Consider the following 13,523-nt stretch of genomic DNA (forward strand, 5'->3'; position numbering starts at 1 on the left):
CCCCGCGCCCTCGCCGCGGGGGGGGGGGGGGGGGCGGGGGGGGCGGGGGGGGTGCCGGCACCCCCCCCCCCGCGCGGGCGGCCCCCCCCCCGCCCCCCCCCCCCCGGACCGCTACCGGGGTTGCGCCGCAGTGCCGACGCTGACCAGCCCGGTCTCGTAGGCGGCGACCACCGCCTGGGCCCGGTCCCGCAGGTTCAGCTTGCCGAGGATCCGGGCCACGTGCGTCTTGACGGTCGCCTCGGAGAGCTGGAGCCGGGCGGCGAGTTCGGCGTTGCTGAGGCCGCGGGCGAGCAGGCCCATCACCTCCCGCTCGCGCGGGGTGAGCGCGGCCAGTTCGCGGTGCGGGGCGGCGGCGGGGGCGTCCGGGCGGGCGAAGCGTTCGACCAGGCGGCGGGTGATCGCCGGGGCCAGCAGCGCGTCGCCGGTGCGGACCAGCCGGACGGCGGCGGCCAGGTGCTCCGGGGTGACGTCCTTGAGCAGGAAGCCGCTCGCCCCGGCCGCCATCGCGGCGTAGACGTACTGGTCGAGGTCGAAGGTGGTCAGCATGATCACCCGCGGCGGGTGGTCCGCCGGGCCGGCGTCGGCGAGGATCCGGCGGGTGGCCTCCAGCCCGTCCAGGCCTGGCATCCGGATGTCCATCAGGACGACGTCCGGGCGGGTGCGGCGGACGGCGGCGACGGCCTGCTCGCCGCCCTCGGCCTCGGCGACCACCTCGATCCCCTCCGATTCGAGGATCAGCCGGAACCCGGTGCGGACCAGGGCCTGGTCGTCGGCCACCACCACGCGCAGCGCCTGCTCGCTCATGAACTCTCCAGGGGGATCAGGGCCTTGACGCGGTAGCCGCCGCGCGGCCGGGGGCCGGTGTGCAGGGTGCCGCCGTAGACGGCGAGGCGTTCGCGCAGGCCGATCAGGCCGCGGCCGTTGCCGGTGGCGGCGGCGCCGGTGGTCCGGCCGCCGGTGTCGGTGACCTCCACCCGCAGGTGGCCGGGGGCGTACTCGACGGTCACCGCGGCATCCGCGCCGCCCGCGTGCTTGACGGTGTTGGTGAGCGCCTCCTGGACCACGCGGTAGGCGGCGAGTTCGACCCCGGGCGGGACGGCCCGGCGCTCCCCGGTGACGGTCAGCTCGACCGGCAGTCCGGCCCGCCGGACGCCGTCGACCAGCGCGTCCAGTCGGCCCAGGCCCGGCTGCGGGCTGAGGTCGGCGGTCGCGGCCGGGTCGTCGCCGGTCTCCGAGTCGATCGTCAACAGGCCCATGACCTGGCGCAGTTCGGTCATCGCGGCGCGTCCGCCGGCCTCCACCGCGGCCATCGCCTCGCGGGCCTTGTCCGGGGCGGTGTCCAGGATCTTGCGGGCGGCCCCGGCCTGGATCGTCATCATGCTCACGTTGTGCGTCACCACGTCGTGCAACTCCCGGGCGATCCGCGCCCGTTCGAGCTCCACGGCGTGCTCCGCCGCGTGCTCCAGCGCGGCCAGCCGCCCGCGCTCCAGGGCGGACAGCCGTTCGCGCTCCTCGTCCACCCGGCGGCGCCACATCCGCAGTTCGTAGGCGACCGCGAACACCGGCACCAGGACCAGCAGCGCGATCACCGCGTTGGGGAAGTGCGGCAGCTTGGCGTCGTCGAAGAGCACCACCAGCGTCACGGCGGCCGCCGGCAGGCTCGGCAGCAGCGCCGCCGGGCGGCGCCCGTACGCGGCGGCGCTGTAGGCGGCGACGATGACGGCCACGCCGGCCGCGTACGCGATGTCCTCCGACTGGTGACGCACCAGCAGCGCGGCCGGCAGCACCGCCCACAGCACCGTCAGCGGGAGGCGGCGGCGCAGCACCAGCGGCAGCGGCACGAGCGGCACCAGCAGCATCGGCCTGTACCAGTCGGTGCCGTGACTCTCGCTCGCGGTGGTGGCGTAGCGGGCGCAGGCGAAGGCGAGGAACAGGGCCAGGGCCAGGTCGCAGGCCTGGCCGCGCCGGGTCGGCCGGGGCGGCGGCGCGGCGCCCGGGGGTTCGGCCAGGCGGGCCGCCGCGCGTAGCCGCGCCGCTGTCGGGAGGTTGATCACCGGGACATTGTGGGGGCCGGGAGCCGTCGGGGACAGCCCCTCGGGCGGCGGTGGCCGCTACACCCGGCGACTACCTCGCAAGGATGACGCCGCGCCGGGTCGCCCGGACGGGGTAGCGAAGTTGCCCCGGGCGACGGACGCGGGTGCGCGCCGCCCGTCCGTACCTTCGTGTCGTCCACCAGGCGGGAACGTACGAGGAGCGGGGAATGAGCAGCGATCCGGTGATCGAACTGAGCGGTGTGAGCCGCCACTACGAGGGCGCGCGGGCGGCGCTGGACGAGGTCACGCTGAGCGTGCGGGCGGGGGAGTCGGTGGCGGTGCTCGGCCCGTCCGGCAGCGGGAAGTCCACCCTGCTCAACCTGGTGGCCGGGCTGGACCGGCCGAGCGCCGGGACGGTCACCGTGGCCGGGGTCCGGGTCGACCGGCTGAGCGAGGCGGGCTCAGCCCGCTACCGGCGCGGCACGATCGGCATGGTGTTCCAGTTCTTCAACCTGCTGGACGACCTCACCGTGGCCGACAACGTGGTGCTCGCCGGCGAACTCGCGGGCGTCCCGCGCGCCGAGGCCCGGCGCCGGGCCGCAGAGCTGCTGGAGTCGCTCGGCATCGACCGGCACGCCCGCGCCCACCCGGCCCGGCTCTCCGGTGGTGAGCGCCAACGCGTTGCGGTGGCAAGGGCGTTGATGAACAGGCCGACGCTGCTGCTGGCCGACGAGCCGACCGGCGCGCTGGACTCGGCCTCCGGCGAGGACGTCAAGGAGCTGTTCCGGGAGCTGCACGAGGACGGCCAGACCATCCTGATCGTCACCCACGACCTGGCCCTCGCCGAGGACTGCGCCACCCGCACGGTCCGGATGCGGGACGGTCGGATCGCCTCGGACTCGGCGGTGGCGGCATGACCGCGCTGGGCAGGGTGGTGCGCGCGGGTGTCCGTCGGCGCCGCACGCAGTCCGTCGCGATCGGGCTGGCCGCTCTGGTGGCCACCACCTGCTCCGTCCTCGGCGGCTCGCTGCTGGTCGCCTCGCAGCAGCCCTTCGACCAGGCCTTCGGCGGCCAGCACGGCGCCCACCTCACCGCGCGCTTCGACGGCGCCCGGGCCACCGCCGCCCAACTCGCCGACACCGCGCACGCCCCCGGGGTGACGGCCGCCGCCGGGCCGTTCCGCACCGTCACCGTCGATCCCGAACCGGGCCCAGGCGCGACCGGCGCGGGCGGTGCGACCGGCGTGGACGGTGCGACCGGCGCGGGCGGTGCGACCGGCGCGGACGGGGAGGGGATGGAGCCGATGACCGTCGCGGGCCGCGCCGACGCCGCCGGCGGTGTGGACAACATCGAGCTACTGCACGGAAGTTGGCCCAAGAAGCCGGGGGAGGTGGTGCTCGACGCGAGTTACGGCAGCCCCGTCCGGGAGGTCGGCGGCACACTGCGCCTGCCCGGCCTGCCGGGCGCGCCGACCCTCACCGTCGTCGGCTTCGGCCGGTCCGTCAGCCGCACCGCCGACGCCTGGGTGACGCCGGACGGCCTCGCCGCGCTCACCGCGCCCGGCAGCACCCCCGGCTACGAGATGCTCTACCGCTTCACACAGGCGGCCACCGCCGAGGCGCTCGCCGCCGACCGGGCCGCCGTCGCCGCCGCCGCACCCGACGGCGCGCTGACCGGCGCCCAGTCCTGGCTCACCGCCAAGCAGGGCTCCGACCGCAACACCGCGATGTTCCTGCCGTTCATGGTCGCCTTCGGCCTGCTCGGCATGGCGATGTCGGTCCTGGTGGCGGGGAACGTGGTGGCCGGAGCCGTCGGCACCGCCACCCGGCGGATCGGCGTGCTCAAGGCGCTCGGCTGCACGCCCGCCCAGGTGGTCCGCGCGTACGTCGCCCAGGCACTGATCCCGGCCACCGTCGGCACGCTGCTCGGGGTGGTCGCGGGCAACCTGCTGACCCTCCCGGTGCTCGCCACCACCGGGCGGATCTACGGCACCAGCACCTCCGGCATCGCCCCCTGGGTGGACGTCGCGGTGGCCGGCGGCACCCTGGCGGCCGTCGCCCTGGTCGCCTGGGCCGCCGCCGCCCGCGCCGGACGGCTGCGCACGGTGGACGCGCTCGCCGTCGGCCGTACGGCGGGCGGCACCCGGCGGGACCGGGCGGCGGCCCGCGCCGCCGAGCTGGCCGCCCGGCTGCCGCTGCCCCGGCCGCTGAGCCTCGGCCTCGCCCAGCCCTTCGCCCGCCCCGCCCGGGCCGCCGGGATGCTCGCGGCCGTGCTGTTCGGCACGGCGGCCGCGGTCTTCGCGGTGGGCATGGGCGGGACGATGACCTGGGTGCAGGCGGCGAAGAACCACGACACCGCGGACGTCGTCGTGCACCCGCAGCGGCCCGTCGGCCCGCCCGGGGCGACGCCTCCCGCCAGGCCGGTCGCCGCCGACCCGGCCGCCGTCACCGCCGCCCTGGACGCCCAGCCGGGCACGGCCGGCTACTTCGGCGACGGCACCGAGGACGTGACGGTCCCCGGCGTCGCGGGGAGCACCAGGGTGACCGCGTTCGACGGCGACGCGACCGGGGCCGGCTACCGGATGGTCTCCGGGCGCTGGTTCCGGGCCCCGGGCGAGGCCGTCGCCCCGGCCACCTTCCTCACCGAGGCCTCGGTGGCGCTCGGCGACCAGGTCACCTTCACCTCCCACGGCAGGGCGGTCACCGTCCGGATCGTCGGCGAGGTCTTCGACCCGCACATGCAGACCAACGAGCTGTTCACCGACGCCGCCGGCTACCCGCCCGGTGCCGCCCCGCACCCGGACTCCTGGTCCGTCGCGCTGAAGCCCGGCACCGACCGCGCCGCCTACGCCACCGCCCTCGGTGCCGCCCTCGCCCCGGTGCGGATGACGGCCGAGGCAGGCGGGTCGCACGGCTCCAGCGGCTCGATCGCCGCCCTGAACTCCCTCACCGCCACGCTCACCGCGCTGCTCGTCGTGGTCGCCGGGCTCGGGGTGTTCAACACCGTCGTCCTGGAGATCCGGGAGCGGAAGCGGGACACGGGCGTCGCCAAGGCGCTCGGCATGACCCCGGCGCAGACCGTGGGCGGGGCGCTCGCCCCGGTCGTCCTGGTCGGCGCGCTCGGCGGCGCGATCGGCCTCCCGGTCGGGCTGCTGCTGCACCGGCTGACGGTGCCCGCCATGGGGCGCAGCGCCGGGCTCCGCTTCCCCGCCTCGGCCCTCGACGTGTTCGGCACGCCGGTGCTGGCGCTGCTCGGGCTCGGCGGCGTGCTGATCGCGGTGCTCGGGGCGCTGCTGTCCGCCGTCCGGGCGGCCCGGGCGCGGACGGTCGAGGCGCTGCGGGCCGAGTGAGGGGTCGGGCGGCGGTTCAGGCGCCCTTGTCGGGCCGGTGACCCTCCGCCTTGGGCTCCTCCGCCGTGTGCCGCTCGGCCGGATCCTGCTCTGCCGCGTTCTGCTCCGCCGCGTTCTGCTCCGCCGTGTCCTGCTCCGCCTTGTGCTCGGCGGCCCGGACCTGCTCGGCGAAGGCCTGCGCGTCGATCCGCTCGACCGTGGCCCCGTGCCGGGAGGCCAGGTCGTTGGCCCGGTCGGGAGAGGACTCCCGGAGCTCCAGGACGAGCAGCGCGCCGCCGTCCGGGACGCGGGGCGAGAGCATGATCAGCCCGGCGCCGCCCTCCGTCGCCCGGCCCTCCTCGGCGGCGTTGCCGAGCGCCGCACCCGCCGCGAAGCCGAGCAGGACGCCGATCGGCCCGCCGACCAGGCCCACCAGGCCGCCGAGGACGCCGGAGCTGACGGTGGTCACGCCCGCGCCCCGGGTGAAGGTGTCCTGGATCTCCAACAGGCCGTCGGCGCTGCGCTCCAGGGCCGCCAGCTGCCGCAGGCCCGGCAGGTGCTGCGCCTCGTCGAAGGCCGCCCGCCACGCGGTGGCGTCCGGGAAGGTCAGCAGGACGACGTTGTGCTGCTCGCTCATCGCGCTCCGATCGGGCCGGGGGCGGGGGGTGCCGGATTCCATCGTGACCTTCGGTGCCCGGCCCGGCCACAGGAGCGACGGGCGGCGCGGACTGCCCGGGGCCCGGCCGTTCAAACGTGGGGCCCGGTTCAGGCCCCCGGCACGGTCTGGATTCCGGACAGGTGTAGGGCGATGCGAGGTCCGACGGGCGAGCCGGGGCACGGGCGCGGCCTGCGGGAGCGGGATGGGCGGGGGAGGCCTCGTCCCTATTCCGACCCTGGCCGAAATTGTGCCCGGTGCGCGGCACACCTCTGGTGCGGCGGGTGGGGCGGTGCCAGGATCCCGACCCGGCACGACCGTGCCAGACCCGAATGTCTGAAGGAGGCACCATGCAGCCCACGGCAGAGCAGGTCCGCGCGCTCAAGGACGAGGACTTCCGGCTCACCCTCGGCCAGGGCCACCAGGTCCACCCGGCCGGCGACCTGTCGGACGAGGTCTACGTGACCGCCGCGGTGCAGGCCAGCACCTGTGGTGGCTGGAGCAGCTGCGCCCACGTCTGCAGCTTCTGAGTCCGCCGTCCGCGGCGCGGACCCCGGCCGCACCGCCGGAGCCCGCGTCGCGGACGCACGACCCGGCCGGGGCGCGTACGTCCGGTGCCGCAACCGTCGGGCACCAAGCACCGCAACCGTCGGGCACCAAGCACCGCAACCGTCGGGCACGAAGCACCGCAACCGTCGCGCACGAACCGAGCATGGAGAGACCGCCCGTGGTTGACGCGTCCGAAATCCGGCGGGCCGCCGCCCGAGCCGTCCCGCTCGCCGCCCGCGGTCCGCTGCCCGACCCGGACGCCCAACGCGCCGAACAGACTGAACGGGCCGACCGTGCCGGGCGGATCCTCGACCGCTGGCGCGCCCAGCCGCCCTTCGACCGGGACGACTGGTTCGAGCGCCGCCTCGCCGCCGACCGCCTCGACCCGGACGGGCTGCGCGCCCTGCTCGCCGAACACCCGGCCGACCTCGCGGACCGCCTCGGCACCCCCGCCTGGGCCGAACGCCTCGCCGCCGCCTTCGAGGCCGGGCACACCCTCGACCTCCCCGAGGACCACGCCTTCGCCCGGCTCGTCGCCCCACTGCTCGCCGACGCCCGCGACCGCCTGCGCACCGGCCTCGCCGAACTCGGCCCCGCCACCGCGGACGCCGCCACCCCCGGCCCCGCCACCCTCGGTACCCCCGACCAGCTCACCGCCCTCGTCCTGCCCGCACTCACCGCGACCGCGCACACCACAGCCGTCCGCACCGTCATCACCGAACTCCACGTCGCCCGTCTCTCCGGCGAGTTGACCGGAGACACCCCCGAGCAGCGCTACCGGAACTTCCTCGACCGGCTCACCGAACCCGGCCGCGCCGTCCGACTCCTCGCCGAATACCCGGTGCTGGCGTACCGGCTGGCCACCGCCGCCGAACAGTGGACCGCCACCTGCCTCACCCTGTACCGCCGCCTCGCCGCCGACCTCCCCGCCCTCGCCCGCACCTTCGCCGACGGCCGCCCGCTCGGCCGCCTCACCGAACTCGCCACCGGCCTTGGCGACCCGCACCGGGGCGGCGCCACCGTCAGCGCCCTGCGCTTCGAGCACGGCACCCGGATCGTCTACAAGCCGCGCCCGCTCGGCGCCGAGACGCACTTCCAGCACCTCCTGCGCTGGCTCAACCCCATGCTCCGGCTGCCGCTGCACGACCTCGCCCACCTGGCCCGCGACGGCTACGGCTGGGTCGCCCACGCCACCGCCGAACCAGCCCGCGACGACGCCGAGTTGAGCGACTTCTACCACCGCGCCGGCACCCTCGCCGCGCTGCTCCACACCCTCGACGCGGTCGACTGCCACGCCCAGAACCTGATCGCCGTCCGCGACCAGCCGGTCCTGATCGATCTGGAAGCGCTGTTCCACCCCGACCTGCCCGAACCCGCCAAGGACCTCTCCGAGTCCGAACGGCTCGCCCGTCACGAGGCCCGACACTCGGTGCTGCGCTCCGGCCTGCTGCCCGAGCGCATGTGGGACGAGGGCAACGGCGGCACCGACCTCTCCGCCCTCGGCTGGGATCCGGGCAGCCTCCCGCCGCGCCCGGCCCCCGTCCTGGTCGACCAGGGCACCGACCGGCTCCGCCTGGAGTACCGCCGGATGCCCGTCGCGGCGCCCGGCAGCCGGCCCGTCCCGCCCGGGCGGCCGCTGCGCCTGGCCGACCACGTCGGCGAACTCGAAGCCGGCTTTACCGAGGCCTACCGGCTGCTCGCCGCCCACAAGGGCGAACTCCGGGAACTCATCAGGGCGTTCGCCGCCGACGAGACCAGGATGCTCCGCCGCGACACCTTCGAGTACCGCAGCCTGCTCGCCACCGCCTGCCACCCCGACCTGCTCCGCGACGGCCTCGACCAGGACCGCCACTTCGACCGGCTCTGGGCGCTCCCCGCCTGGGAGGAGCACGCGCTCGCCTACGTCGACCACGAGCGCGCCGACCTCTGGCGCGGGGACGTCCCGGTCTTCACCATCCGCCCCGACAGCGTCGACGCCCGCTCCTCCACCGGCGCCCTGATCCCCGGCGTCACCGACCGGCCCGCACTCGACCTCGCCCTCGCCAAGGCGGACGCCCTCGGCGAACCGGACCTGGCCCGCCAACTCCAGCTGCTGCGCCTGTCGGTGACCACCGCGGACGGCGTCCGCGAGCCGCGCCGCCACCCGGCCACGTCCCCTCCCGCGCAACCCGGGAAGCCCGCCGAAGGCCTGGACCTGGCCTCCCGCGCCCTCGCCAAGGCCGTCGACGCCGGCGAACAACTCCTCCGCGAGGCCTACCGGGGGAGCGCGGACCTCGCCTGGGCCGGCCCCAACTGGGCCCCGCCCGGCCGCTGGGCACCCGCCGAACTCGGCCCCGATTTCTACAGCGGGACGGCCGGCGTCACCCTCTTCCTCCACCAGCTCGCCACCGTCACCGGCGATCGCGAGCACCGAAACACCGCCCAGGCAGCTGAACTGACGCTGCGTCATCAAATCCGGCGACGTGCCGACCGCCTCGGCGGCGGCCTCTCCGGCGTCGGCGGCGTCCTCTACACCCTCGCCCACCTCGCCGCCCACCACCCCGACGCCGAACTCGACGCCCTGGCCGCCCAGGTGGTGCGCCGCAGCGCCGCCACCGCCGCCGACGACGCCCAGCACGACCTGCTCGCCGGCAACGCGGGCACCATCGGCGGACTGCTCGCCTGGGCGGCCGTCCGCCCCGGCCCCGCCGTCACCGACGCCCTCGCCGCCTGCGCCGAACGCCTCGTCCGGGCCGCCGCGCCGCACCCCGAAGGCGGCGCCGGCTGGCTGCCCGCCTCGCTCGCCGGCGCCGTCAAGCGCCCGCTGGCCGGCTTCGCGCACGGCGGCTCCGGCATCGCCTGGGCGCTCGCCCGCGCCGGCCGGCACCTCAGCGACCCCCGGCTGCCCCAACTCGCCCTCGCCGCCGTCGCGTACGAACGCACCCTGTTCGACCCGGCCGCCGCCAACTGGCGCGACGTCCGCGAGGACGACGGCCCCGACGCGCCCCACTACCCCGCCCTCTGGTGCCACGGCGCCTCGGGCATCGCGCTCGCCCGCACCGAACTCGCCGAACTCCTCCCCGAAGCCCGCGAGTTGCTCCTCACCGAACGCGACACCGCCCTGACCACCGTCCTCCGCGAGGGCTTCGGCCACAACTTCTCGCTCTGCCACGGCGACTTCGGCAACCTCGAACCTCTCCTCCTCGCCGGCGACCGCTGGCGCACCGCCGCCCTGCGGCAGGCCCACGCCACCCTCGACGACCTCGACACCCGCGGCTGGATCTGCGGCCTCCCGCACGGCGTCCACAGCCCCTCCCTGATGGTCGGCCTCGCCGGCACCGGCCACGGCCTGCTCCGCCTCGCCGCCCCCACCACCCCCTCCCTCCTCGCGCTCCACCCGCCGACCCCCTGAGACGGTCGGCGAGGTCGGGCCGCGCGGGCTCGACCGGAACGTTCATGTGATCGTCGGACCGCACGTCCGGAGTGCACCGCAACCGGCCCCTGAATCGAACATCGCGGACCCTCCCGGTGATCGATTGCCACCAACTCGCCGCCGCCGACACGGAATCGCCCGGATCGAGTGAGACCGGCCGGGACACGCCGGACGGCCCGGCGGACCGCTGCCAGGATCGGGGTCCGCACCGCAGCCAGCCCCTCGCAGAGTGCCCTCCGGCACCGCTGCCGACCCCACACGCCCACGCGGCGGTGAGGGCTGCCCGCGCGCGGATCCGCTGCGGCCATCGGCCGCCGTACCAGGGAGCAGGGAGCACTGTGTCCGAACAGATCGTGAAGCCCGAGAAGCCCCACACCCCGCCCGACCAGACCCCGCCCGACCGCACCCCGCCCGACCGCACCCCGTCCGACCACGACCAGGATCAGGACCAGCACGACCAGGATCAGGACCAGCACGACCAGGATCAGGATCGGCACGACGAGGAACTGCGCCTGCGCTTCCCCGGCGACCGCCGGGCCGAGGCCGGCGCGTCGATGTCGGCGAACGCGATGCTGCGCCGCCTCCCGCACCTGGTGCGCCGCGCGCTGGCGCTGGCGTGGGCGGCGGACCGGACGTCCACCGTGCTGCTGCTGGTGTGCCAGGCGCTGGCGGGCGTGTTTGGGGCGTTGGCGCTGTACGCGACGACCGGCACCCTGGGCGCGCTGCTGGTGGCGGGCCCGGTGGGGGAGCACCTGCGGACCGCCGCGCCGTCGCTGCTCCTGCTGACCGTCTCGGCCGCGCTGCGCGCGGTGCTGGGGATCGCGGTGGTGGGGCTGTCCGGCCGGGTGTCGCCGAGGGTCACCCGGGAGGCGGAGCTGGCGCTGATCGCCGCCGGGTGCGCGGCCGAGCTGCGGGCGTACGACGAGCCCGCGTACAACGAGCAGTGGGAGGCGGCCGATCGGGGTGCCTCGACCACGCCGGACCTGCTCTCCAACGCCCAGGACGTGATCGCCTCGACGGTCTCGCTGGCGGCTGCGGCGGGCGTCCTGGCGACGCTCCACCCGTGGCTGGTGCCGCTGCTGCTGCTGGGTTCGGTGCCGACCGGGGTGGCGGCCGTCCGGACGGCCCGGATCCACTACCTGGCGGCGGTGGCCACCAACGAGGACCGTGGCGCGCTGCGCGTCTACCGCTGGTTCCTGATCGACAAGACCCGCGCGGACCAGGTCCGTTCGGACCAGGTCACGCCGTTCCTGATGGCCAAGTACCGCCGCGCCGAGGAGAAGATCGTCGAGGCGACGGACCGGGCGACCAGGGAGGCGGCGAAGGTCTCCCTGCTGGCCTCGTTGGGCACGGGGGCGGGCAGCGCGCTGGTCTGGGGCACGCTGCTGTACCTGGTGGCGAGCGGCCGGATCGACCTGGCGGCGGCGGGTACGGCGACGTTCGCGCTGCGGACGGCCTCGTCCGGGTTGCAGGGCCTGGTCGGCAACGGCGCCCGGCTGTACCGGATGGGCCTGTACCTGGACGACTACTTCACCTTCCTGGACGAGGCCGGAGGCCACCGGATCCGGCGCGGCGGGATCGTGCCGGACGCGCCGCAACTGGTGGAGGTCGCGGACCTCGGGCACGCCTACCCCGGCGAGCAGCAGGAGCCGGCGCTGTGCGGGGTCAGCATGACACTGCGGGCCGGGGAGGTGGTGGCGGTGATCGGGCAGAACGGCAGCGGCAAGTCGACGCTGCTGAAGCTGCTGTCCGGCCTCTACCTGCCGCAGTCCGGCCGGATCTGCTGGGACGGCGTGCCGGTGCAGGAGCTGGACGCGGACGGCATGTGGTCGCGGGTGGCCCGGGTGCCGCAGGAGTTCGCGCGCTGGCCGCTGGGGGCGGCCGAGAACGTCCACCTGGGGCACCTCACCGAGCAGGTGATGGCGGACGTGGAGCGGGCGGCCGCGCGGACGGGTTTCGACGAGATCGTGGCCCGGCTACGGTCGGGCTGGCGCACGCTGCTGGCCCAGGGCTGGTGGGGCGGCGCCGAGTTGTCGGGCGGCGGCTGGCAGCGGGCGGCGGTGGCCCGGGCGCTGTACCGGACGGTGCGCAGCCCGGGGCTGCTGATCCTGGACGAGCCGACCTCGGACCTGGACCCGCGCGCCGAGCACCGCATCCTGCACGCGCTGCGCGCCCTCGCCCCGGGGCGGATCACGCTGCTGGTGACGCACAACATCGCCAACGCGGCGGTGGCGGACCGGGTGATCGTGATGGACCGGGGCCGGATCGTGCAGACCGGCACCTGGGCGGAGCTGGCGGCGCGCCCGGACGGGCTGTTCCGTGAGCTGCTGGACCTCCAGCGGGACCGGACGGTCCCGGCGCAGCGGGTCTGACGTCCTCGGCCGGCGAGGGCCGGTGCTGACCGTCCTCCGTACCGTCGTCGTCACGGCGGTACGGAGGACGGGCGGCGCCCGCCGGACGCGGTGTGTGTTTTTGACGGCCCTGCGCCGGTGGGCCAGCGTGCCAGCGTGCCAGTGCGTCAGTGCGTGGTGCGTGCCGCGTCGCGCAGCCTGCGCCAGGTGCGGCTGACGGACGCCAGCCCGGCCCGCCCGGCGCCGGTCCCGCCGCCTTCCCAGCTCCGGGCCGCCTCGGCGAACGTCTCCGCGCGCTCCGCGTTCTCGGCCGCCGCCTCCGCCCGGGCCGCCCGTGCCTGCGCGGCCCGGGCGGCGAGCCGCAGGTCCTCCGGTTCGATCGTGTCGAGCCTCGTCCGGACGTGGTCGAGCAGCGCGGCGCAGGAGTCGTCGATCGCGGCCTCGCCCAGGGGGCGCGCCGGGAGGTCCAGCCCGTCCGTCAGCCGCTGCTCCAGGGCGGCCCGCAGGTCCGGCACGGAGATGTCGCGGATCGTGAGGGACAGGTGAGCGGAGAGGCCGGCGGCGCCGACCGCGCGGTGCGCGAAGCCGCGCGGGACGTAGAGCACGCTGCCGGGTTCGAGGACGCTGTGCAGGAGCCGCGGGGAGTGCTCGTCGTCGGGGAGTTCTCCCGGCGACCAGTCCGCCGCGGTCGGCGCGTCGTGGACGTACCAGGTCTTGCGTCCGGCCGCCTGGAGGACGAACACGTCGGCGTCGTCGCGGTGCACCGCGAGGCCCTGGCCGCCGGCGGGCGTGACGAAGAAGAACGCCTCCACGCGCCGGTCGAGTTCTTCGGACAGCCGCGCCACGAGCTCGCCCGTCGGGCGGTGCCACTGGTCGACGCAGCGCAGCAGCAGCGTCGCCCCGACGCCCAGGAGTGCGAGGACCTTCGCGCGGTCGGCGAAGCCGTGGTACGTGATGCCGTTGACCGTGCGTGACGTGGTGTAGGCCTCGGGCGGGACGGTCACCTTGGTGGAGCGGACCATCTCCAGGTAGGGGGTGCGCAGCAGCCCGGTGTCGAAGGCGGCGTCCAACGCGTCCAGGTCGAACGGCGAGGCGAGTCTCTCCGGCGTGAAGACGGCGGGCTTGCGCTGCCACTGGTGGCCGGTGAAGCTGCGGACGTCGCCGACCCAGTCGGCCAGCGTGGGCGATTCCATGG

Annotated in this window: 9 protein-coding genes; 5 read left to right on the forward strand and 4 right to left on the reverse strand. The window is 76.0% G+C overall.

Annotated elements, in window-relative coordinates; all coding sequences use genetic code 11:
- Positions 1–111: 111 nt before the first annotated feature.
- On the reverse strand, positions 112–804 hold the full coding sequence (locus ACFV6D_RS02090; RefSeq protein WP_380557766.1) for a response regulator: 693 nt from the start codon (positions 802–804) through the stop codon (positions 112–114).
- Positions 801–2,054 carry a sensor histidine kinase gene (locus ACFV6D_RS02095; RefSeq protein WP_380557769.1) on the reverse strand — a complete coding sequence of 418 codons (1,254 nt, stop codon included), beginning with the start codon at positions 2,052–2,054 and terminating at the stop codon, positions 801–803. Before ACFV6D_RS02095 ends, ACFV6D_RS02090 begins: the two co-directional genes overlap by 4 nt.
- A 206-nt stretch (positions 2,055–2,260) precedes the next feature.
- Here ACFV6D_RS02095 and ACFV6D_RS02100 point away from each other — a divergent pair, with 206 nt between their 5' ends.
- Positions 2,261–2,950, forward strand: coding sequence for an ABC transporter ATP-binding protein (locus ACFV6D_RS02100; protein WP_380375381.1), 690 nt, complete (start codon positions 2,261–2,263; stop codon positions 2,948–2,950).
- Complete coding sequence (locus tag ACFV6D_RS02105; protein ID WP_380557772.1) at positions 2,947–5,382, forward strand: FtsX-like permease family protein; 2,436 nt, start codon at positions 2,947–2,949, stop codon at positions 5,380–5,382. The genes ACFV6D_RS02100 and ACFV6D_RS02105 overlap by 4 nt, the downstream gene beginning before the upstream one ends.
- Before the next feature lie 16 nt (positions 5,383–5,398).
- Here ACFV6D_RS02105 and ACFV6D_RS02110 read toward each other — a convergent pair whose 3' ends face one another.
- Positions 5,399–5,998 carry a hypothetical protein gene (locus tag ACFV6D_RS02110; RefSeq protein WP_380557775.1) on the reverse strand — a complete coding sequence of 200 codons (600 nt, stop codon included), beginning with the start codon at positions 5,996–5,998 and terminating at the stop codon, positions 5,399–5,401.
- Positions 5,999–6,366: 368 nt separating this feature from the next.
- Here ACFV6D_RS02110 and ACFV6D_RS02115 point away from each other — a divergent pair, with 368 nt between their 5' ends.
- The 3 genes from ACFV6D_RS02115 (at position 6,367) to ACFV6D_RS02125 (ending at position 12,349) form a co-directional block, all read left to right on the forward strand.
- Complete coding sequence (locus ACFV6D_RS02115) at positions 6,367–6,546, forward strand: hypothetical protein (protein ID WP_063346527.1); 180 nt, start codon at positions 6,367–6,369, stop codon at positions 6,544–6,546.
- Between the two features lie 197 nt (positions 6,547–6,743).
- Entirely contained in the window at positions 6,744–9,956 is a 3,213-nt protein-coding gene (locus tag ACFV6D_RS02120) for a type 2 lanthipeptide synthetase LanM family protein (RefSeq protein ID WP_380557777.1), read from the forward strand.
- 359 nt (positions 9,957–10,315) lie between these two features.
- On the forward strand, positions 10,316–12,349 hold the full coding sequence (locus ACFV6D_RS02125; protein ID WP_380424829.1) for an ATP-binding cassette domain-containing protein: 2,034 nt from the start codon (positions 10,316–10,318) through the stop codon (positions 12,347–12,349).
- A gap of 146 nt (positions 12,350–12,495) precedes the next feature.
- On the opposite strand, the gene ACFV6D_RS02130 is transcribed toward ACFV6D_RS02125, so the two are convergent.
- A complete protein-coding gene (locus ACFV6D_RS02130) occupies positions 12,496–13,521 on the reverse strand; it encodes a JmjC domain-containing protein (RefSeq protein WP_380557780.1) in 1,026 nt (341 codons plus the stop codon).
- Between the last annotated feature and the right edge of the window lie 2 nt (positions 13,522–13,523).

The organism is Kitasatospora sp. NPDC059812 (genome assembly GCF_042732075.1).
Lineage (GTDB): Bacteria > Actinomycetota > Actinomycetes > Streptomycetales > Streptomycetaceae > Kitasatospora.